Raw genomic sequence first — 20,093 nt, 5'->3', positions numbered from 1 at the left:
ATGCACCGGTCGCCCGCCCCCGCCATCCGTCACCCGGATTGGTTCGTGCGTTTTCTGCGTGCGTCGGCGTCGGAAACTCACCCGCCCTGATTCTCGCGGACGATCGCGGCAGCAGCCGCTTCTGCGTCGCTTGCGACACCGTCGTGCACGCGCGTGCTGACGGCCGGCGTCGGCGGTTCGCTGTCGAGCGCATGGCCGTCGCGGTTGCGCGTATCGACCGTCGCGCGCATCGACAGCCCGACCCGCAGCGGATGCGCGGCCAGATCGCGGGGATCGAGCGCGATCACGACCGGCACGCGCTGCACGACCTTGATCCAGTTGCCGGCCGCGTTCTGCGACGGCAGCATCGAGAACGCGCTGCCGGTGCCGGCCGAGAAGCCCTGCACGCGGCCGCGATAGACGACGCGCGACCCGTACAGGTCCGACACCACGTCGACCGGCTGGCCGACGCGCATGTGGCGGATCTGCCCTTCCTTGAAATTCGCCTCGATCCACAGCCGGTTCAACTGCACGATCGACATCAGCGGCACGCCGGGCCCGACTTGCTGGCCCGCCTGCACCGAACGCTGGCCGACCGTGCCGTCGACCGGCGCGACGATCGTCGTGCGCTTCAGGTTCCGGTACGCGAGCTTGAACTGCGCGGCGGCCTGCACGACGGCCGGGCTCTCGTCCACCGGCAGCTTGCTGCCGAGCGCCCGCGCGGCGTCGAGCTGCGCCTGCGCGGCCGCGAGGTTCGCCTGGGCGCCGGCGACGGCCGCGCGGGCGCGCGCCAGCTCCTCCGGCGCGACGATCTCGACCGACGCGCCCGAACGCGCGGCAAGCGCGCGCTGCGCGAGCGACAGGTCGTCCTGGCGCGCGCTCACGGCTGCCACGTACATCGTGTTCGAGATCTTCGCGTTCGCGACCTGCCGCACGGCCTGCGCGAGCTGCGCCTTCGCCTGCGCGAACGCGACGGACGCTTCCGTATCGTCGAGCCGCACGAGCGTCTGCCCGGCGCGCACGGGCTGCGTATCGGCGACCAGCACGTCGGTCACGGCGCCCGGAATCTGTGCAGCGACCTGCACGATGCTGCCGGCGACGTACGCGTCGTCGGTATCCTCGTAATAGCGGTCGCGTAGCAGCCAGAACGCGATCCAGACGAGCGCGGCGAGCATCACGATCGCGAAGAACAGCATGAAGCGCTTGCGACGCGTCGCGCGGCGCGCGTCGAGTGCGGGGTCGTTCAGAGTGGCCGGCTGCGCCGCGGTGTGAAGGTTGTCGTGGTGCATCAGTCGCTTTGCGTAACGATCAGGCGGTCATGCTGGAACAGGGGGAGCGCGGACGCGCGCGTGTCGGCGGCAACGGTGGGGGGCGCGCGGCGCGAGCCGACGCCGACGCTCGTGCTCGTGCTGGTATTTGCGCTGGCGCTCGTACTCGCGCCGGTACTCACACTCACATTCGCGGCATCGACAGCCGGACTACGCGGCGCGACCGACACCGCCGGCGGATCGATCCGCGCGGCACGCGGCGCGGCGCCGCTACCTGACACCGCCGCGCGCCGCACTTGCGCGCTGGTGTCCGCCGAGCTACCGCGGGCAGCGGCGTTCACCGTCGCGCCGCGTTTCGTCCGCGCGCCTTGCGCGGTACGCGCCGCGGGCATCGCCGCACCCGCAGTCGTTGCGCTCGCATCGAACCCGCCGCCGAGCGCGCCGACCAGCCCGACGCGCAGCGTCCGCTGCCGCCCGAGCAGCGCGATCAGCTGCGCGCGTTCGTCGATCAGCGTGAGGTCCGCGACATCGACATCCTTCTGCATCAACACGCCGCGCCGATGGCGATCAGCCGCGATCTGCACGATCTTCTGCGCGGCGGCGACGGCATCCTGCTGCTGCACGACGAGCGTCTGCGCGGTCTGCAGCGACGTGACGATTTGCGCGACCTGCCCGAGCGCGTCGTCGACGGTCTTGTTGTACAGCCCGATCGCGACGTCGGCCTGCGCGACGTCCGCGCCGAGCTTCGCCTTCAGCCGGCCGCGATCGAACACCGGCAGCGAGATCGCCGGGCCGACGGAGCCGGCGAGCGAATCGCGCGAGAACAGCGACGCGGGCGTCAGCGCGAACACGCCGCCGAGCGCGACGAGGTTCACGTCCGGATAGAACTGCGCGCGCGTCGAATCGGCATTCGCGAACGCGGCTTCGACGCGCAGCCGCGCGGCGACGATGTCGGGCCGGCGGCCGAGCAGATCGGCCGGCAGCCGCGCGGGCAGCGCGCCGCCGGCGAATGCGCCGACGCGCGGCCGCTGCAACGCGAGCCCGCGCTCCGGCCCGCGGCCGGACAGCACGCCCAGCTGCAATTGCGCGAGCTTGATCTGTTCGTCGTTCAGCGCGATCTGTGCGAGCAGGCGGCTGCGCTTGATCGACGCGTCGCTCGCGTCGTACGCATTGTCGAGGCCGCGCGCGGTGCGCTCGCGCAGCACGGCCGTCACGCGCTGGCTGATCTTCAGCTTCTGCTGCAGCAGGTCGCGCACCGCGTACGCCTCATCGAGCTGGCAATACACGGTGACGATCGCGACCGCGAGCGTGAGCCGCACCTGCTCGGCCTCGACACCGGCCGCGTCGCGCAGCGACATCAGGCTCTTCGTCGCCGCGCGGTTCTTGCCCCACAGGTCGAGCTGGTAGTTCAGCCCGACGAACACCGACGACGGCGACACGACCGGATCGCCGAAGATCTCGACCGGCACGCGATAACCGCCCGCCGTCACGTCGGCGATGTCGCCCGGCTTCGGCATCCGCGCGCGGCTGACCGTCGCGCCGGCCGTGCCGGTCAGGCCCGTCAGCGAATCGAACTGCTGAAGCTGCGACTGCGCGATCCGCAGCCGCGCCTGCGCGACCTGCAGATCAGGATTGTTCTGCGACGCCTCCACGACCAGTTCGTCGAGCTGCGGATCCTGCAGCTGCTTCACCCAGTCGGGCGCGGGCCATGCGCCATCCGCGCCGGGCCCCGCGGTGCGAGCGAGCGCGTCGCCGGCCGGTGCGCGCAGCGACAGCGACGGCAGGAACCCCGACGGCACGCAGCCGCCCAGCGCCAGCAGCGCGGCGGCCGCGACGATCGCCCAGCCGCCCTGCCCGCGCCGCGCCGGCCGAGCGGCTCGCGCCGCTTTCATGATGCGTTCCATCGCCGCCCTCATCCCTGCTGGACGCGCCGCGCGCGCGCGGCGAGACGCGGCCGCGTGCGCTCGAGCGGACCGAGCCGCCCGAACAGGCCGTCGGCGATGCCGAACGCGATGCCCGCGAGCTTGGCGCGCTTGTCGCGCTCGACGAGCGCGATCTGCACGACCTGCCACACGGTCAGCAGGTTCGGCACGATCGCCACCGGAAAGCGCAACCCGTACTGCATCCCGAGCTGCACCGCATTGCGTGCGCTGTAGTAGCGCCGTTGCCACGAGTGATTCATCGACGTCATTTCGAAAGGGCCGAACGCGTGCCGCTGCTTCGCGCCGATCCGGTGCGGCAGCACCAGCGACGGCACGACGTAGAGCGGCACGTTGCGCGCAAGCGCGCGGAAGCTGTACTCGGTATCGACGTGATCGATGAACAGCGTCTCGTCGAAGCGGCCGAGCACGTCGAACGCGGCGCGCGACACGACGCAGCCCGACGAGATCAGGAACGCGCAGCGTTGCGGCGGCGCGTCGGGCGCGAGATGCAGCCGGCGCAACGCGATCCCGTCGGTCGCGAGTTCGGGCAGGAAGCTGCGCGCGTTCTCGTCGAAGATGCGCGGGCCGGCCAGGAACGCGCGCCCCGCGAGCCCCGTGCAGGCGTCGCGCATCGTCGCGAAGTAACCGGCCGGCACCGACGAATCCTGATCGAACAGCGCGACCGCGTCGACGTCGTCGCGAAACAGCGCCGCGAGCCCCGCGTTGTAGGCGCCCGCGATTCCGCCGCGATTGCCGTGATGCAGCAGCGCGATGCCGTCGCGCGCGCACACGTCGCGAGCGCGCGCATCGGGCTGCGGCGTGTTGTCGACGACCAGCAGCGCGTCGCACGCGTGCCGCCACGCGCCGAGCGCCGCGAGCTGCGCGTCGCTCGGGTGATACAGGATCACGAGTGCGCCGAGTGTCGTCATGCCGCTCTCCTCAATGTCCGAACGAAGCGGCCGCGCCGCGCTTCGGCCGCGTGAGCCACATCATCGCGGCGAGCATGAGGCACGTCATGCTCGCCATCCAGAACATGTCGCCCGTCGCCATCATGTACGCCTGCTGCATCACGACCTGGTGCAGCGTGGACAGCTCGCGCACGCCGTCCACGCCCATCGCGTTCAGCGTGTGCACGAAGCGCTGCGTGTTCGCCGACGCGTGCGTGACCGATTGCGACACGACGCCGTAGTGATAGGTCGCGCGGTTGTCCCACAGCGTCACGCTCATCGCGGTGCCGAATGCGGCGGACAGCGTGCGCAGGAAGTTCGACAGGCTCGACGCGGCCGCGAGCCGGTCGTCCGGGATGCGCGACAGCGTCGCGGCCGTCAGCGGAATGAAGAAACACGGCAGCCCGATCCCCTGGATCAACCCGGGCGCGGCGATCTGCACGAACGTCATCTTCAGCGTGAAATGCGCATCCCATGCGAGTACGGCCGCAAATATCAGGAATCCGAACGTCGCAAGCACACGCGCGTCGAAGCGATGCGCGTGCAGGCCGACGAGAATCGAGAACACCAGCGCGAGCACGCCGAGCGACGCGGTGGCGAGCCCCGCGTGGAACGCGTTGTAGCCCATCACCGCCTGCATCCACAGCGGGAACACGACGCCCACCACCGAGAAGCTCATCATCCCGAGCGAGATGATCAGCACGCAGAACGAGAACGTGCGGTCGCGAAACAGGCTGAGGTCGACGACCGGATGGGCCTCGCCTGCTTCCCAGAGCAGCAGCGACACGATCGCGAGCCCCGCGACCACCGCGAGCGTGACGATCAGCGGCGAATCGAACCAGCCCTTGTCGTGACCGAGATCGAGCATCGCCTGCAGCGAACCGACGCCGATCACGAGCAGCACGATGCCCGGCACGTCGATCGGGCCGGCCGCGCCGCGCTGCGCGTCGGGGCGCAGCATCGCGGTGCAGACGGCGAACGAGAACAGCCCGATCGGCAAATTGATCAGGAAGATCCACGGCCATGAGAAGCTGTCGACGATCCAGCCGCCGACCACCGGCCCGAAGATCGGCGCGAGCAGCACCGTCATCGCCCACAGCGCGAGCGCGACCGTGCGCTTGTCCGGCGGGAACGTGCGCAGCAGGATCGTCTGCGACAGCGGCACCATCGGCCCCGAGCACAGCCCCTGCAGCGCGCGGCAGACCACCAGCACGTGCAGGTCGCGTGCGAGCCCGCACAGCAGCGACGTCAGCGTGAACAGCAGCACCGCGCCGACGAACAGCCGCAGCTCGCCGACGCGCCGCGCGAGCCAGCCGGTCAGCGGCACCGCGATCGCGGCCGCGACCGAATACGAGCTGATCACCCACGTACCCTGGCTGTTCGAGACGCCGAGACTGCCGGAGATCGCCGGCACCGCGACGTTCGTCACGGTCGAGTCGAGCACTTCGATGAAGGTGGCGAGCGACAGCGCGAACGTCAGCAGCGCGAGCCGCGCGCCGCGCACCGGCGGCGCGGCGGGTGCGGGTTCGCGTGCATCGACGGCGGCGGGCGCGTCCTGAAGCGGCGCTGCGGTGCTCATGCGCCCGCCGTCGCGAGGTAGGCCTGCACCCGCGCGCGTCCGTGGTTCGGCGCGAAGCGCTCGATGAAATCGGCGGCGCGCTCGCAGCCGTCCGGCGCCGCATCGATCAGCGCACGCGTGCGTTCCGCATGCACCGCGAATTCCGGCTCATCCAGCACGCGCGCGAGCGCCGCACCGAGACGCGCGCCGTCGACGGGGCCGTCGATGCGCACGCCGGCGCCGCTCGCCGCGACGCGCTGCGCATTGTCGAACTGATCGTGCGCGAACGGCGTCACGACCTGCGGGATCCCGGCTTCGAACGCGAGCGCCGCGGTGCCGATCCCGCCGTGATGCACGAGCGCGCGGCAACGCGGCAGCAGCGCGCGCATCGGCACGAAGCGGCGCACCAGCAGCCGGTCGCCGGCCGGTGCCGCATCGTGCGGGCTCAGCAGGATGCCGCGCGCGCCGGTGGCATGCAGCGCGTCCGCGACCGCGCGCGCATACGCGGCGTGATCGACCCGTGTCGACCCGGCCGTGAACACGACGGGCGGCTCACCGGCCGCGAGGAACGCGTCGAGCGCGCGATCGTCGTCGGGCGTCGCGATGTCGTTGAACAGCGGAAAACCGCTTTGCAGATGACCGGCCGGCCAGTCGCGCTGCGCCGGTGCGAACCAGTCGGGAAACAGGCACAGCACGCCGTCGGTCGAATGCAGCCAGCGGCCGAGCACGCGCCGCGCGGGCGCGAGCCCGAGATCGCGGCGCACCGCGTTGAGCGCCGGCCCGCACACGCGGTCGAGCACCTGCCGCTCGATCAGCGTCATCAGCGCCGCCTTCACCGGCAGCGGCCAGCGCGCGGGAATCGTCAGGCGCGGATGCGTCGGCGGAACGTGCGCGGACAGCAACGTCGACGGCGACACCTGCACCGACACGTACGGCGTGCCGTGCAGCTCCTGCATGAAGCGCGCGGAAAACGCCCACAGCGTGCCGACCAGCACGGTATCGCGATCGGTGAGCGCGCGCAGCGCGTCGTAGTGCGGGCGCAGCACGGGCGCGATCACCTGCCACAGCGTGCGAAACGACGTGCGCGGATCCCACAGCGCCGGGTTCGCCATCGCGGCCTCGTACTCGGCCGCGGTGCCGACCGGCACGAACGTGAAGCCGCAGCGGCGCGCGGCCGCCTCGAACGGCGGATGCGTGCAGAACACGACGTCGTGGCCGCGCGTCGCGAGCGCGCGCGCGACGCCGAGCAGCGGATGCACGTCGCCCGCCGAGCCGATCGCGGTCACGATCACCTTCGCCATCGCGCGCCTCGCGGGAGTCAGTAGAAGCCGGGGATCAGCGCCGCGACCTCGCGGCGATACTGCGTGTACGCCGGCCCGAAATGGCCGGTCAGCCAGCTCTCCTCGACACGCACCTTGTACGCGAGCGACGCGAACACGAGCGCGACGCCGAGCGCGCCGCGCCACTCGCCGCCGATCAGCGCGGCGCCGGCCAGCGCGATCAGGCAGCCGGTGTAGATCGGATGACGCACGAGGCCGTACGGGCCGGTGCGAACGAGTTCGTGGTTTTCCTTCAGCGTGACGGACACGCTCCAGTTCGTGCCGAGATGCAGCCGCGCCCACACGGAGAACAGCAGCCCCGCGACGAGCACCGCGAGCCCGCATTGCGCCTGCAGGCCGAAGCGCTGCCAGTCGGGCACGAGCGCCTGCCACGACGGATCGGGCAGGATGATCAGCGCGCCGCCGACGATCAGCGGAATCGACTGCAGCGTGCGCGAGCGCGACGCCTCCTTGCGCACGGTCGTCTTCACGGCCTGCGACGTCGCGATCCAGTAGGCGAGCCAGATGGCCCACGGAGCGACGATGGCGATGGTCTGAACGATATTCACGGCTGGCCTGCCTCGTGTGGATGAGAATTCGGATGCACCCGGCGTGCCCGGTGCGCGACGTGCTGCGTCACGACGACAGCGCCGGCATCGGCGCTGGCACGCACGCATGCGCGGCGCCGAGCGCGATGCCCGCGGCAACGGGCGGCGCGTCGCAGAAGTAGTCGAGCAGCGCCGCCCGCGTGGCTTCGCGCTGCGCGCGGCCTTCGATGTCGAGGAAATGGCCGGCGTCGGGAATCGTCGCGAAGCGTGCGCGCGGCACGTGCGCGGCCAGCTGGCGAACGTCCGCCGGCGTCGTGTATTCGTCGCGCTCGCCGTTCAGGAACAGCAGCTCGCAGCCGATGTTCGAGAACTCGCTCAGGTAGCGTTCCGGCTGCAGCGACAGGATCTGGTCGACGTGGAACGCGACCTGGTCCTGCTCGTCGCGCGGCAGCCGCGTCAGATACCGGTAGTTGTACAGCTTCATGATGCGCGGCAGGTAGCGGCCGACCGTATCGTTCAGCAGCTGCGCGGCCTTCAGGTTCTCGCCGGCCGCGATGTGATCGCGGGCGCGCGTCACGTAGTCGACCATCGCGTCGTTCAGGAACGGCGAGAACGAGCAGATCGCCGCGCGCCGCACGCTCGGGCAGCCGCGCGCGAGCGCGAACAGCGACGCGACGCCGCCCCATGATACCGACACGAGGAACGCGGGCGCGAAACGCTCGACCAGATGCTGGAGGATCGCGGCCTCGTCGTCCTTGGTCAGGATGAAGCAGCCGGGGTTGTGCTGGCGCGACTGCCCCGCGTACGGCAGGTCGAAGCAGATCGTGTTCATCCGCTCGCCGAGATACTGGACGGTCTGCCCGAACGAGGCGGTCGTCGCGAGTGCGCCGTTGACGAGCATCGCCGTGTCGAACGACGGATCGAACACGTTCCGTTCGACGTAGACCTTCAGACCATTCGGTAGCGGGACCACGTATTTTTCGGTCGGCATCGTCGTTCTCCGGTGGATGCGGCGTCTCGGCGTCGCGGCATGCTGCAGGTGCGCAATGGCGGGCGCCGGCCCTGTCACGGTCGTTGGCCGCGCCCATTGCCGACGCACCGCGGGAATAACCCGCGGCGCCGATTCATTCCTTGTGGTGCGGCGCCATACTAATACGGGCAATATTACTTACTCAAGTCATTCCAACGATCCCCTCTACTCCACCTGGAAATACGCCAGATTCGAATATTTTTGGCATTTTTTATGGTATGCGGAATCGACCAGAAGGTGGCGGCAATCGTTTGCGAGCGAGCCTTCAATCAATGGCACCACCAAATCATTTCCTTTAAATTCAAATAGATAAAATATTTTAATCGATCGATTGAAGCGAGTTTTCAGAAATTTCCGTTAGCGGCGCCTGGCATTCGAATTCCCGGATTTACGAGAATTTCACATAGCTCGACATTCTTTCGATCAGTAATAAATCGAATACGGAAACATTCGCGGCCATTGCACCGTCTTTACCGAAACCGTTTTAAACAAACTTCAAATTATTTAACCACCTTTCAATCGGTTTTTCCGCACCTGCACAATCGCGGCGGCATCATCGGCTTGGTTCCTCCACCCTTCCATCTACCGTCGGACCCCGATTTTTTATTGATTGAACGGTCAATAAAAAACCGCTAAGCTCTCGACTTCCAGGAACGGCCCGTCCGGGCGAGGGAGTCGCGATGCCGAAAGTCGGAATGCGGGAGATTCGTCGCGCGCAGTTGATCGACGCGACGCTGCGCTCGATCGACGAAGCCGGCCTGCCCGGCACGACGCTCGCCTCGGTCGCGCAGCGCGCGAACATCTCGACGGGGATCGTCAGCCACTACTTCGGCGACAAGGACGGCCTGCTCGAAGCCACGATGCGGCACGTGCTGCGCGATCTGTGGGCGGCCACCACGCGCCGCCGCGTCGCCGCCCGCAAGGACCCGCGCTCCCGGCTGCGCGCGATCGCCGCCGCGAACTTCGACGTCACGCAGGTCAGCACGCCCGTGATGAAGACCTGGCTCGCGTTCTGGTCGCAGAGCATGCACGACGCGATGCTCAAGCGCCTGCAGCACGTGAACACGCGGCGCCTCCATTCGAACCTGTGCGCGGAATTCGCCAAGGCGCTGCCGCGCGCGAAAGCACGGGAAGCCGCCAGCGGCCTCGCCGCGCTGATCGACGGCCTGTGGCTGCGCGGCGCGCTCGCCGGCGGCCCGATCGACACCCGGGCTGCACTGAAGCTCACCCACGATTACATCGACCTGCTGCTCGCGTCCGACTGACGCGTCGCGCACTCGCCCTCAAGGAGATCCTCATGTCCGTATACGGTTTGCAGCGCCTCTACATCGGCGGCGGTTACGTCGACGCCACCAGCGGCAAGACTTTCGACACCTTCGATCCCGCCACCGGCGAACTGCTCGCGCAGGTGCAGCAGGCGAGCGCGGCCGACGTCGACCGCGCGGTCGCATCGGCGCAGGAAGGCCAGCGCGAATGGGCCGCGATGACCGCGATGCAGCGCTCGCGCATCCTCCGGCGCGCGGTCGACCTGCTGCGCGAACGCAACGACGAACTCGCGGCGATCGAGACGCGCGACACCGGCAAGCCGATCGGCGAGACGCTCGCGGTCGACATCGTCACCGGCGCGGACGTGATCGAGTACTACGCGGGCCTCGCGACCGCGATCGAGGGGCTGCAGGTGCCGCTGCGCGCCGAGTCGTTCGTCTATACGCGCCGCGAGCCGCTCGGCGTGTGCGCGGGCATCGGCGCATGGAACTACCCGATCCAGATCGCCTGCTGGAAGACCGCACCCGCGCTCGCGGCCGGCAACGCGATGGTGTTCAAGCCGAGCGAAGTCACGCCGCTCACCGCGCTGAAGCTCGCGGAAATCTATACGGAAGCCGGCGTGCCGGCCGGCGTGTTCAACGTCGTGCAGGGCGACGGTTCGGTCGGCGCGCTGCTGACCGGCCATCCGGACATCGCGAAGGTGTCGTTTACCGGCGGCGTCGAGACCGGCAAGAAGGTGATGTCGCTGGCCGGCGCATCGTCGCTGAAGGAAGTGACGATGGAGCTCGGCGGCAAGTCGCCGCTGATCGTGTTCGAGGATGCCGACCTCGACCGCGCGGCCGACATCGCGGTCACCGCCAACTTCTTCAGCTCGGGCCAGGTCTGCACCAACGGCACGCGCGTGTTCGTGCACGGCTCGGTGAAGGACGCGTTCACGCAGAAGGTGCTCGAACGCGTGAAGCGCATCCGCGTCGGCAAGCCGACCGATGCCGACACCAACTTCGGCCCGCTCGTGTCGGCCGCGCAGCTCGACAAGGTGCTCGGCTTCATCGAGAGCGGCAAGGCCGAAGGCGCGAAGCTGCTTGCGGGCGGCACGCGCCTGACCGACGGCCACTTCGGCAACGGCCAGTACGTCGCGCCGACCGTGTTCGGCGACTGCCGCGACGACATGAAGATCGTGCGCGAGGAGATTTTCGGGCCGGTGATGAGCATCCTCGAATTCGCATCGGAAGACGAAGTGATCGCCCGCGCGAACGACACGCACTACGGCCTCGCGGCCGGCGTCGTGACCGAGAACCTGTCGCGCGCGCACCGCACGATCCACCGCCTCGAAGCCGGCATCTGCTGGATCAACACGTGGGGCGAATCGCCGGCCGAGATGCCGGTTGGCGGATACAAGCAATCCGGTGTCGGACGCGAGAACGGCATCACGACGCTCGAACACTACACTCGAATCAAGTCGGTACAGGTCGAGCTCGGCCGTTACAACCCGGTGTTTTGAGAACGAGAGGAGATTCCCCGTCATGACGACACGCGAATACGACTACATCATCTGCGGCGCCGGTTCCGCGGGCAACGTGCTCGCGACGCGCCTGACGGAAGATCCGAATGTCACGGTGCTGCTGCTCGAAGCGGGCGGCCCCGACTACCGCTTCGACTTCCGTACGCAGATGCCGGCGGCGCTCGCCTATCCGCTGCAGGGCCGTCGCTACAACTGGGCCTACGAGACCGACCCCGAGCCGCACATGGACAACCGCCGGATGGAATGCGGCCGCGGCAAGGGGCTCGGCGGCTCGTCGCTGATCAACGGGATGTGCTACATCCGCGGCAACGCGCTCGACTACGACAACTGGTCGACGCACAAGGGGCTCGAGAACTGGACGTATCTCGACTGCCTGCCGTACTTCAAGAAGGCCGAGACGCGCGACGTCGGCCCGAACGATTACCACGGCGGCGACGGCCCCGTGTCGGTCACGACCAGCAAGCCGGGCGTGAATCCGCTGTTCGAGGCGATGGTCGATGCGGGCGTGCAGGCCGGTTATCCGCGCACCGACGACCTGAACGGTTATCAGCAGGAAGGGTTCGGCCCGATGGACCGCACCGTCACGCCGAAAGGCCGTCGCGCGAGCACCGCGCGCGGCTACCTCGACCAGGCGCGCGCGCGGCCGAACCTCGAGATCGTCACGCACGCGCTCGCCGACCGCATCCTGTTCGACGGCAAGCGCGCATCGGGCGTCACGTACCTGCGCGGCAGCGAGCGCGCGACCGCGCATGCGCGCCGCGAAGTGCTCGTGTGCAGCGGCGCGATCGCATCGCCGCAACTGCTGCAGCGCTCGGGCGTCGGCCCCGGCGCGTGGCTGAAGGAACTCGACATCCCCGTCGTGCTCGACCTGCCCGGCGTCGGCCAGAACCTGCAGGATCACCTGGAGATGTACATCCAGTACGAGTGCAAGGAGCCGGTGTCGCTGTATCCGGCGCTCAAGTGGTGGAACCAGCCGAAGATCGGCCTCGAATGGATGCTGAACGGCACCGGCCTCGGCGCGACCAACCACTTCGAGGCGGGCGGCTTCATCCGCACGCGCGACGACGACCTGTGGCCGAACATCCAGTATCACTTCCTGCCCGTCGCGATCAACTACAACGGCTCGAACGCGATCGAGATGCACGGTTTCCAGGCGCACGTCGGTTCGATGCGTTCGCCGAGCCGCGGCCGCGTGAAGCTGCGCTCGCGCGACCCGAACGATCATCCGAGCATCCTGTTCAACTACATGGCCGAAGCGCTCGACTGGCGCGAGTTCCGCGATGCGATCCGCGCGACGCGCGAGATCATGCGGCAGCCCGCGCTCGACCGCTATCGCGGCCGCGAGCTGAACCCGGGCGCCGATTGCAAGACCGACAAGGAACTCGACGCGTTCGTGCGGGCCCGCGCTGAAACCGCGTTCCATCCGTCGTGCTCGTGCAAGATGGGTTACGACGACATGGCCGTGGTCGACGAGGAAGGCCGCGTGCACGGGCTCGACGGGCTGCGCGTGGTCGACGCGTCGATCATGCCGATCATCACGACCGGCAACCTGAACGCGCCGACGATCATGATCGCGGAGAAGATCGCCGACAAGATCCGCGGACGCAAGCCGCTCGCGCGTGTCGACGTGCCTTACTTCGTCGCGAACGGCGCGATGGCGCGCAATGTCGCGAAGGCGGTGCGGCAGCCGGAAACGGCGTAACCACGCAAGCGCCCTCCCCGGGCGCAGCAGCAACCTGCACGGCTCGCGGCGTTCTCGCCGCGAGCCGTTTTTCATTTCATCAGGCGCGCTCGCCGCCCGTATTGAACCGCGTGGTCGCAGCCGCCCTCGGCCGCACGCGTTTCGCGCGCACGATCGGATTCGTTCGCGACATCAGGCTCATCGCGCCGCGCAAGCGATCGAACGCGACATTCTCCGTCGGTCCGAAGCGGCCGACCGCCGGCCACGCGAGCGCTTCATCGAGCCACGTCTGCCACGCGTCGCCGTGAAAGCGGCACGCGAATTCGCGCACGATGCCCGGCGCCGCGATCACGATGCCCGCCAGCAGGTAATACGCCCAGAAGCTGCCCGCACCGACGAGCCGGTCGAGCCGGCATACGGACACCGCCGCGAGCAGACCGTCCATCGACGCGAGATCGGTGCGCCGTTCGCGAATCGCGCGCGCAACGAGGTTGTGCCGACCGCCGTACGCAGCGAAGGACACCCCGTTGCCGGCGGCAAGCTCCGCGCAGAACATCGCGAGCGCGGCCATCTCGTCGACGCGCGCGGCATCGTCGCGCGGCCCGCAGACGCGCAGCACGATCGCGTCGATGATCGCCCCGGGCTGCGCCGACGGCGCCACGCAAGCTGCCGCGACGGCCGCGCGTCGTTCTCTCAGGTTCTTCGCGGGCGGTGCTTCGCCGTTCGCGGATGGTTCCCGTACTTCGTGCTCGCCGCCATCGTCACCGCCGGGTTCGACACCGCCGGCAATCCGCTCGAGCGCGGCCCAGCCGTCGTCGGGATCGTCGAAAGCCCATGCATCGACGAAGCCGTGCGCCGACTCGAATACCGCGCGCGATCCGCGGCAGCGTCGCTCGGCATGCGCGAGCTGTGCCGTGTCGGGAATGTGCAGGCAGGCACCGAGCGGATCGCTCGCGTCGCACGCGCAACCGCCGCCGTCCGTTGCAATCCACGGCGCGAGTTCGTGCAGGACGGCGATCGCTTCGCGCGACAGGTTCACGCCGGCTCGCCCGCGGGCCGCGCGCGCCGGCAGGACATCCGGTGCGTCGGCGTCGGCCGTCGCCACGCAAACCGCTTCGTCCAGGTGTTCGATCAGATACTGCAGCCACGCGGCCGTGCGCAGCCGGTCGAGCGTCGCACCGCGGGCATCGCCATACTTCGCTGGGTCAGTAAGCATGGGGGGTCCGGAATGGTTGTCTTGTATCGGCCGAAGCAGGCGGCACGATGCGCCGCACCGGCCCCCTGCACGGCCGCCCGCCTCGGATCGCGAGGCAGGCGGCCCGCCGGCCGTCGCGCCGCTACGCGCGACGACGCGGATGCATCGCGAAACCGGAACGCCCGCCGCACATCCCTGCACGGCCCTCATTCATGGCGGGCGTCCGGCCTCGATCAGGTGCCGCTTACTGCACGTGGAACTTCGGCGACGTGGCAACCGTGCCGCTGACCGTGCAGTCCGGCGTCAGCACCGCGTTGTTGAATGTCAGCGACGAGTTCGGATCGCTCCACGTCGTCACGATCTTGCTCGGCCCGCAAGTACCGAGCAGCGTCACGGTCACCTTCGCGTTGTTGATCGTCAGTTGCGTCGTGCTGTCGGCCTGCCCCGTCCACGGTGCCGCGCTGGTCGCGCTGCCGCTGATCAGGCCGCACGTCGCGCCGCCCGCGAACGTCGTCGACGTGATGTTGACGATGCCCGTCGAGCTGATCGTGCCGTTGAACGTCGCGTTGCAGCTCGCGTTGATCGCCCCCTTGGCCAGGACCGTGAGGCCCGTCGCGGAGAACGGTTCCCCGTTCGGGTTCATCGCGTGCCCGTCGACGCGCGAAACGGTCACGGCGAAAGCAGGCGCGGCCGAAACCACGGTGAATGCCACTGCAGCAACAAGCGATACGAGTTTGCGAATGCTCATTTGAACTGCCCCCTCTCTCTTCACAATTGGCGGCACGCCGCCAGGAACGCGACACGCCGACCGGATTCGCCCGGCCGCGCGGTCGCAGGAAGCCGCCGGCGTGCGCGATGCACGCCGGACGGCTCAGAACCTGTAGGAAACACCGACGAACGTGATCAGCGGGTCCGCCTTCAGCCGCGTGCGCGTGGTCGCGAGCGTCGAACCGTCGGCGGCCTTGATCACGAGCGACGAGTAGGTCTTCAGCGGCATGTAGGTCAACGTCGCCGTGAGCCCCCAGTGCTTGTCGATCGCATAGCTCGCGCCGACGTTGTAGACCGGCGTGAACGACGACGACGCCTTGCCCTCCACCGACGTCGGCCCCGGCTTGCCGGCGCCGGCCGCGAGCACGCTGCCGAGGTTCTCGTTGATGTCCTTCGCGAAGTTGCCGTTCAGTTCGATGTTGCTGAACCAGCTGTAGGCCACGCCGATCCCGACGAACGGGCGGAACTTCGCGGTCGGTGCATTGAAGTAGTACTGCAGAATGATCGTCGGGCTCCATTGCCGCGCGTTCTTCACGGCCGGCTGGTTCGCCGGCTTGTCCATGTCGACGTTGCCGAGCGAACCGGCCGGACCGGGCGGCCTGATCACGCCGTGCCCGGTCAGCGTGAACTCGGGCGGCACGCCGAGCACCGACGTCACCGCGATGTGGTCGGTGAAGAAGTGCGTGAGCGTGAGGCCGACCGTATCGGCGTTGTTGACCGTCAGGCTCGTGCCCGGCGACGTGAACGAACCGGGCAGCCGCAGCGGCCCGTTGATCGGCATGCTCGCGAGATTCGTCGTCAGCCCGTTGGTCGAATCCTGCGGCATGATGTGCAACCAGCCCAGCGTCGCGACGTTGTCGCCCGCCTGCTGGGCCGATGCGAGCGTCGACACGCCTGCGACGACACCCGCGACAATCAGCTTCTTCATCAAGTCTCCTCTCGTTTCGTCCGGGCACCGCGCCGTTGCGCGCGGCACCGCCGTGTCTCCATCCATGCGCGGTTACTGCACGAACGCACCGACCGTGAAGTACGGATTGCGCGTATCGGCCATGTCGAGGAACCCGAACACGCCGCCGGTGAACACGAACTTGCCGGTCGCCGGCCCCGACGCCGCGTCCGCGTGCACGGTCGTCACGACGCCCGGCACCTTCTGCGTGTAATCGAGGTTCAGCGCGCGCGTGAGCGCGGCCTGCGATGCGTTGAACGGATCGAGCAGCGTCGCCTGCGCACCGACGAGCGCGGTCGCGCGATAGTTGAACGCGCTGTCGACGCCCGTGTACTCGCCGTTCTGCGAGCCCTGCGCGATCGCCGCCTGCGGGCTCAGGAACGAGATGCCCGACTCGTCGTCGGCGCTCGGCGGGCCCTGCGTCAGGTCCGCGTTCGCGGCGCCCGTGCGGATGAAAACCGGCACGAGCTGGTTGCGCAGCTTGCCGACGATCAGGATCCCCTTGCCGGCCTTCGCCGGATCGAGCGCGGCGAGCGTCGGCGCAATCTGCGGCTGGTAGTTCAGCGACTGGAACGCCGGGGCGTCCGCGCGCAGCGTGAATGGCTGGTTCACGGTCGCGCTCGACGCGAGCGGCTGACCGCCGTTCTTCTTGCCGAAGTTGTCGGTCTCGACATAGCTGCCGTCCGCGTGGATCGTCACCTGTTGGTCGAGCGCCACCGGCTGGAAGTTCTGCGACGGCACCTGGTGGTAGCCGAGCTGGTTGTACGTGCCGGCGATCTTCGACAGATCGGTTTCGAGCGACGAGAAGCTGATGAACGGGTAGTACGGGAACGTCGTCTTCGGAATCCTGCCGACACCGATCACGCCGTCGAACTGGATCGTCGCGCCGGGAATCGCGCCGCCGAGCACACCTTCGCCGAGGAACAGGCGCGCCGGACGGCTCGGGTCGAGGCTCGCGTTCTGCATCCGGAACGTGCACTGGTTCAGCTTCACGGTCGGCAGGCCCGTTTCGTCGGCCAGCGTGCCGTCGACGACGTTGGCCGGCGCGGTGTCGCGCGTCGGTTGCACGGTGCCGGTGGTGGTCGGCACCGGCGATGCGAGGTAGGTCATCCGGTACGTCATCTTCGTCGTGTCGAGCTGCACCTTCACGAGTTCGCCCGAGCCGGAGCCGCCGACGAACACCGTGCCGTAGTCGATGGCCTGCGGGCACAGCCGGACCACCGGTGCGGGCGGCGGGTCGCCATCACCGCCGCAGGCGGCCAGCGCGGGCGCGAGCGACGCCGCGGCCATCCAATGCTTCACATTCATAGGAATCCTCTTGAATTTAGATTCGCCGGCGGCAACGCAATGCGCCGCCGGTGTTCCGGGTTCAGTCCGCGGTTACTGGACGAACGCGCCGACCGTGAAGAACGGATTGACCTTGCTGTTGTTGACGACCATCGCGTACACGTTGCCGGCCGTCACGAGCCAGCCCGTGTCGCCCTTGCCGAAGATCGCCACGTTGCCGTTCGCCCCCTTCGCGTTGAAGTCCTGCGAGGCCGCGACCTTGATCTTGCCGGGCGTCGCCTGCGTGTAGTCGAGCGCGAACTGCGACGTGACCGACGACGTCTGCGGATCGATGAACGCCGCGGTGGCGCCCTGGAACAGCGTCGACGTATAGTTCGCGGCCATCGTCGACACGGCGGTGCCGTCGTTGCAGTTGCCGGCCTGCGCCAGGAAGAAAGTGCCGTCGAAGGTGCCGGGCAGATCCGGATGGGGGACGTTGTTGTTGAAGCTCGGCCCCGACGTCGCGATCGCGAACGTCGCGGTGCTGGGTGCCACGACGCCGCATGCGGACGCGCTCGTTGCGCCGATGAACCCGCCTTTCAGCGAATTCGCGCCGACGGCCGTGGTCCGCGACAGCATCGAGATCCCCACCTCGGCATCGGCCACCGATGCCAGCAGGTTGCTCGCGTCGATATGCGTGTAGCCCACGCGAATCACGATCGGCACCAGCACGCCGTTCAGCTTGCCGACGATCATGATGCCCTTCGCCTGACTCGGCGCGACGATGACGATTGCCGAGCCCTGCCCCGCGAACGGATAGATGAGGTTTCCGCCCGCCTTCGCCACCGGGTGGCTCACGAACACGTTGTCGGACGAACCGTCCGTATTCTTGCGCAACGCCCACGGCGTCCCGGTGGTCTGGCAGGAGTAGTCGCTGCCCGCCGTGATGGTGCACGAGCCGTCGGCATTGAACGTCTGGTTCCAGTTGACGACATCGGGTTGCCAGCCGACGGCGCCCGTGCTGCTCTGCGCGCTGCCGCCGACCGGCGACAGGTGGATGCCGAGTTCGTTGTAGTTGCCGGCGACCCTCGAGAAGTCAGTTTCGGTGTCGGTGAAGCCGATGAACGGATAGAAATCGAAGGTGCGCGACGGCACGGTGCCGAGCACGACGCCCGGGAACGGCTCGAGACCGGCGAACGCGATCGTCGCGCCCGGAATCCCGCCGCCGACCACCCCGTTGCCGACGAACAGCATCGGCGGGTCCGCGCGATTGATCGTCACCGCATACGCGCCGTCGCTCGTCGCGCCGCTGTCGAGCACGAACGCGCAGCGGTTCTGCTCGGCGGTCGGCAGATTGGCCGGATGGTGAAACGCGCCGCTGATCGTCAGGCCCGCACGCGTGTCGTTGACCTGCCCCGCCGACGTCGGCACCGACGACTCGATGAACTGCATCTGGTAGGTCAGCTTCGTCGTGTCGAACTTCACCTTCACGTATTCGCCGCTGCCGGCGCCGCCCGTGTAGGTCGTCGTGTAGTCGAGCGAATCCGGACACAGCTTCTTCACGACGGGCGGCGTCGTCTCGGCGCCGCTCGGCCCGCATGCGCTGCCCGAGCACTGCGGCACGTTGATCGGGCCCGGATCGTCGCCGCCGCCGCAACCGGCGACGAACGGCAGCGCCAGCACGGCGCACGACAGGATCGCCTTCCGCCATTCAGGAATGCAAAGCATCAACCCCTCCTTTTGAGGTACGACAAGTCTCGTCCGGACGGGCTGCGTGGCCCGCCGGTTGGTATCGCGCCGCCGCGACGGCGCGCGGCGCATGACGATGCGCGCAATGCGCGCCGCGTTGCCGGTCGGGCAAACGTGATCAGGACCGCCGCGGCAGGCAAGCGCTCTCCGGCGGCGCCGTCATGCGGCACGGCACCGTCGGAGCAATCGAAACGGGAAGTGGAGCGTCGCTACAGCGGCAACGCGATGTGATGACGCAGGCACGCGACTCGCGTCGCGCCCGCATCCGGCGAAATGCAGCAAAACGGCCGTCCGGCCGGCCCCTCGGAAAGGCGTCTCATGGTGTGGTCTCCATACGTACGCTTGATTCGTTATCGTGATGCGTCGTTGGTCGAGACTATGATCGGACGATACGCACAAGTAAATGGATGCAGAGTTCCAAACGCGCCGAACCGCGCGCGCCTAGTGCGAGCAGGGCATTTGACAATTTTTCAAACGGCCTTCATTTTATTTGCTCAGACAAATACCGGGGCTGTACAACGCGCGTTCGAACGAGGGCGCCCGACCCACGCGAAGTCCGGCGTGCGGACCTCAGGCGGGCCGCACGCACGACGGCGCACGCTTACACGTCGATGATCGCAAGCGTGCCGTGGCTGCCCGGCAGCACCGCGTGACGCGTGCCGGCGACCGCGAGATACATCTGTCCGGCCTCGACCACGACCGTCTGCGCGTCGACCTCGAGCATCAGCCTGCCGTCGAGCACCAGCAGCCCCTCGTTGTAATCGTGCACTTCCGCTTCGTACGGCTGCGCGTCCATGCGCAGCACCTTGATCCGGGCCGGGCCGACTTCGCCGACGATCGTGGATTGCCATGCGACGGCCTGGGCCGCCGCGACGGACTTGAAATCGATCAAAGACATGCGCACCGCTCCTGGAACGTGAGAGGAACGCATTATCGCGAGCGCGGCGCACGCCGTCCCGGTACGGCGCGGCGTCGACCGGGCAGCACAGTGGTGCCGGCCGCCACGCGCTCGCGCGAGCGTCATCCAATTGCCCGAAAACCGCGCGCATTGTTCACTCGATTCCAATAAAGCGTCGCTTTATTGAATCAAACGCGCGCATTTCACGCAAATCCCGCACCGGCATCGCAT

16 protein-coding genes are annotated in these 20,093 nt (G+C 68.3%); 3 read left to right on the top strand and 13 right to left on the bottom strand.

Translation table 11 applies throughout. The annotated features are described in order from the left end of the window. Positions 1 to 77: 77 nt before the first annotated feature. The 7 genes from DIE16_RS02075 to DIE16_RS02045 all read right to left on the bottom strand — a co-directional run bounded on the left by DIE16_RS02075 (position 78) and on the right by DIE16_RS02045 (position 8,532). Positions 78 to 1,268: an HlyD family efflux transporter periplasmic adaptor subunit gene (locus DIE16_RS02075; protein WP_124891672.1), complete on the bottom strand. Its 1,191-nt coding sequence runs from the start codon at positions 1,266 to 1,268 to the stop codon at positions 78 to 80. Then, positions 1,268 to 3,139, bottom strand: coding sequence for an efflux transporter outer membrane subunit (locus tag DIE16_RS02070; protein WP_260434318.1), 1,872 nt, complete (start codon positions 3,137 to 3,139; stop codon positions 1,268 to 1,270). Before DIE16_RS02070 ends, DIE16_RS02075 begins: the two co-directional genes overlap by 1 nt. Positions 3,140 to 3,159: 20 nt before the next feature. Next, on the bottom strand, positions 3,160 to 4,098 hold the full coding sequence (locus tag DIE16_RS02065; protein WP_124485141.1) for a glycosyltransferase family 2 protein: 939 nt from the start codon (positions 4,096 to 4,098) through the stop codon (positions 3,160 to 3,162). 10 nt (positions 4,099 to 4,108) lie between these two features. Continuing rightward, the gene (locus tag DIE16_RS02060; protein ID WP_124891670.1) at positions 4,109 to 5,695 is read right to left on the bottom strand and encodes a DHA2 family efflux MFS transporter permease subunit; all 1,587 of its coding nucleotides are present in this window, start codon (positions 5,693 to 5,695) and stop codon (positions 4,109 to 4,111) included. Further along, positions 5,692 to 6,975, bottom strand: a complete 1,284-nt coding sequence (locus DIE16_RS02055; protein WP_124485139.1) for a glycosyltransferase — start codon at positions 6,973 to 6,975, stop codon at positions 5,692 to 5,694. The genes DIE16_RS02060 and DIE16_RS02055 overlap by 4 nt, the downstream gene beginning before the upstream one ends. 17 nt (positions 6,976 to 6,992) lie before the next feature. Next, the gene (locus tag DIE16_RS02050; protein ID WP_124485138.1) at positions 6,993 to 7,562 is read right to left on the bottom strand and encodes an isoprenylcysteine carboxylmethyltransferase family protein; all 570 of its coding nucleotides are present in this window, start codon (positions 7,560 to 7,562) and stop codon (positions 6,993 to 6,995) included. Positions 7,563 to 7,629: 67 nt separating this feature from the next. After that, the gene (locus tag DIE16_RS02045; protein ID WP_124485137.1) at positions 7,630 to 8,532 is read right to left on the bottom strand and encodes an alpha/beta fold hydrolase; all 903 of its coding nucleotides are present in this window, start codon (positions 8,530 to 8,532) and stop codon (positions 7,630 to 7,632) included. Positions 8,533 to 9,251: 719 nt separating this feature from the next. Between DIE16_RS02045 and betI the strand changes: the two genes are divergently transcribed. From betI to betA, 3 genes are read left to right on the top strand one after another with little or no spacing between them, the layout of a single operon-like run. After that, complete coding sequence (gene betI, locus DIE16_RS02040; protein ID WP_044844376.1) at positions 9,252 to 9,836, top strand: transcriptional regulator BetI; 585 nt, start codon at positions 9,252 to 9,254, stop codon at positions 9,834 to 9,836. A gap of 32 nt (positions 9,837 to 9,868) precedes the next feature. Beyond that, on the top strand, positions 9,869 to 11,338 hold the full coding sequence (betB, locus tag DIE16_RS02035) for a betaine-aldehyde dehydrogenase (RefSeq protein WP_044844377.1): 1,470 nt from the start codon (positions 9,869 to 9,871) through the stop codon (positions 11,336 to 11,338). Positions 11,339 to 11,360: 22 nt separating this feature from the next. Continuing rightward, positions 11,361 to 13,061 carry a choline dehydrogenase gene (betA, locus tag DIE16_RS02030; RefSeq protein WP_044844378.1) on the top strand — a complete coding sequence of 567 codons (1,701 nt, stop codon included), beginning with the start codon at positions 11,361 to 11,363 and terminating at the stop codon, positions 13,059 to 13,061. 79 nt (positions 13,062 to 13,140) lie between these two features. Here the strand turns inward: betA and DIE16_RS02025 are convergent, their stop codons facing one another. The 6 genes from DIE16_RS02025 to DIE16_RS02000 form a co-directional block, all read right to left on the bottom strand. Beyond that, entirely contained in the window at positions 13,141 to 14,256 is a 1,116-nt protein-coding gene (locus tag DIE16_RS02025; protein WP_124891669.1) for a hypothetical protein, read from the bottom strand. A 223-nt stretch (positions 14,257 to 14,479) separates the two neighbouring features. Beyond that, the gene (locus tag DIE16_RS02020) at positions 14,480 to 14,983 is read right to left on the bottom strand and encodes a hypothetical protein (protein ID WP_044844380.1); all 504 of its coding nucleotides are present in this window, start codon (positions 14,981 to 14,983) and stop codon (positions 14,480 to 14,482) included. A 123-nt stretch (positions 14,984 to 15,106) separates the two neighbouring features. After that, positions 15,107 to 15,931, bottom strand: a complete 825-nt coding sequence (locus tag DIE16_RS02015; protein WP_124485133.1) for an OmpW family protein — start codon at positions 15,929 to 15,931, stop codon at positions 15,107 to 15,109. A gap of 72 nt (positions 15,932 to 16,003) precedes the next feature. Beyond that, a complete protein-coding gene (locus tag DIE16_RS02010; protein ID WP_124891668.1) occupies positions 16,004 to 17,257 on the bottom strand; it encodes a DUF2957 domain-containing protein in 1,254 nt (417 codons plus the stop codon). Positions 17,258 to 17,329: 72 nt separating this feature from the next. Continuing rightward, positions 17,330 to 18,943: a DUF2957 domain-containing protein gene (locus DIE16_RS02005; RefSeq protein WP_124891667.1), complete on the bottom strand. Its 1,614-nt coding sequence runs from the start codon at positions 18,941 to 18,943 to the stop codon at positions 17,330 to 17,332. Between the two features lie 622 nt (positions 18,944 to 19,565). Next, positions 19,566 to 19,862 carry a cupin domain-containing protein gene (locus DIE16_RS02000; RefSeq protein WP_044844384.1) on the bottom strand — a complete coding sequence of 99 codons (297 nt, stop codon included), beginning with the start codon at positions 19,860 to 19,862 and terminating at the stop codon, positions 19,566 to 19,568. Between the last annotated feature and the right edge of the window lie 231 nt (positions 19,863 to 20,093).

The sequence above is a fragment of the Burkholderia sp. Bp9090 genome, assembly GCF_003857985.1.
GTDB lineage: Bacteria > Pseudomonadota > Gammaproteobacteria > Burkholderiales > Burkholderiaceae > Burkholderia.
Note: the sequence above shows the minus strand (reverse complement) of the source record. Positions and strands in the feature narration are given on the sequence as shown.

Bases quoted from the DNA above. Each gene is read 5' to 3' on its own strand.
- DIE16_RS02060 (WP_124891670.1), bottom strand. From the start codon at position 5,695: ATGAGCACCGCAGCGCCGCTTCAGGACGCGCCCGCCGCCGTCGATGCA.
- betI (WP_044844376.1), top strand. From the start codon at position 9,252: ATGCCGAAAGTCGGAATGCGGGAGATTCGTCGCGCGCAGTTGATCGAC.
- DIE16_RS02065 (WP_124485141.1), bottom strand. From the start codon at position 4,098: ATGACGACACTCGGCGCACTCGTGATCCTGTATCACCCGAGCGACGCG.
- DIE16_RS02075 (WP_124891672.1), bottom strand. From the start codon at position 1,268: ATGCACCACGACAACCTTCACACCGCGGCGCAGCCGGCCACTCTGAAC.
- DIE16_RS02010 (WP_124891668.1), bottom strand. From the start codon at position 17,257: ATGAATGTGAAGCATTGGATGGCCGCGGCGTCGCTCGCGCCCGCGCTG.
- DIE16_RS02055 (WP_124485139.1), bottom strand. From the start codon at position 6,975: ATGGCGAAGGTGATCGTGACCGCGATCGGCTCGGCGGGCGACGTGCAT.
- DIE16_RS02045 (WP_124485137.1), bottom strand. From the start codon at position 8,532: ATGCCGACCGAAAAATACGTGGTCCCGCTACCGAATGGTCTGAAGGTC.
- DIE16_RS02070 (WP_260434318.1), bottom strand. From the start codon at position 3,139: ATGAAAGCGGCGCGAGCCGCTCGGCCGGCGCGGCGCGGGCAGGGCGGC.
- DIE16_RS02020 (WP_044844380.1), bottom strand. From the start codon at position 14,983: ATGAGCATTCGCAAACTCGTATCGCTTGTTGCTGCAGTGGCATTCACC.
- DIE16_RS02015 (WP_124485133.1), bottom strand. From the start codon at position 15,931: ATGAAGAAGCTGATTGTCGCGGGTGTCGTCGCAGGCGTGTCGACGCTC.
- DIE16_RS02000 (WP_044844384.1), bottom strand. From the start codon at position 19,862: ATGTCTTTGATCGATTTCAAGTCCGTCGCGGCGGCCCAGGCCGTCGCA.
- betA (WP_044844378.1), top strand. From the start codon at position 11,361: ATGACGACACGCGAATACGACTACATCATCTGCGGCGCCGGTTCCGCG.
- betB (WP_044844377.1), top strand. From the start codon at position 9,869: ATGTCCGTATACGGTTTGCAGCGCCTCTACATCGGCGGCGGTTACGTC.
- DIE16_RS02005 (WP_124891667.1), bottom strand. From the start codon at position 18,943: ATGCTTTGCATTCCTGAATGGCGGAAGGCGATCCTGTCGTGCGCCGTG.
- DIE16_RS02025 (WP_124891669.1), bottom strand. From the start codon at position 14,256: ATGCTTACTGACCCAGCGAAGTATGGCGATGCCCGCGGTGCGACGCTC.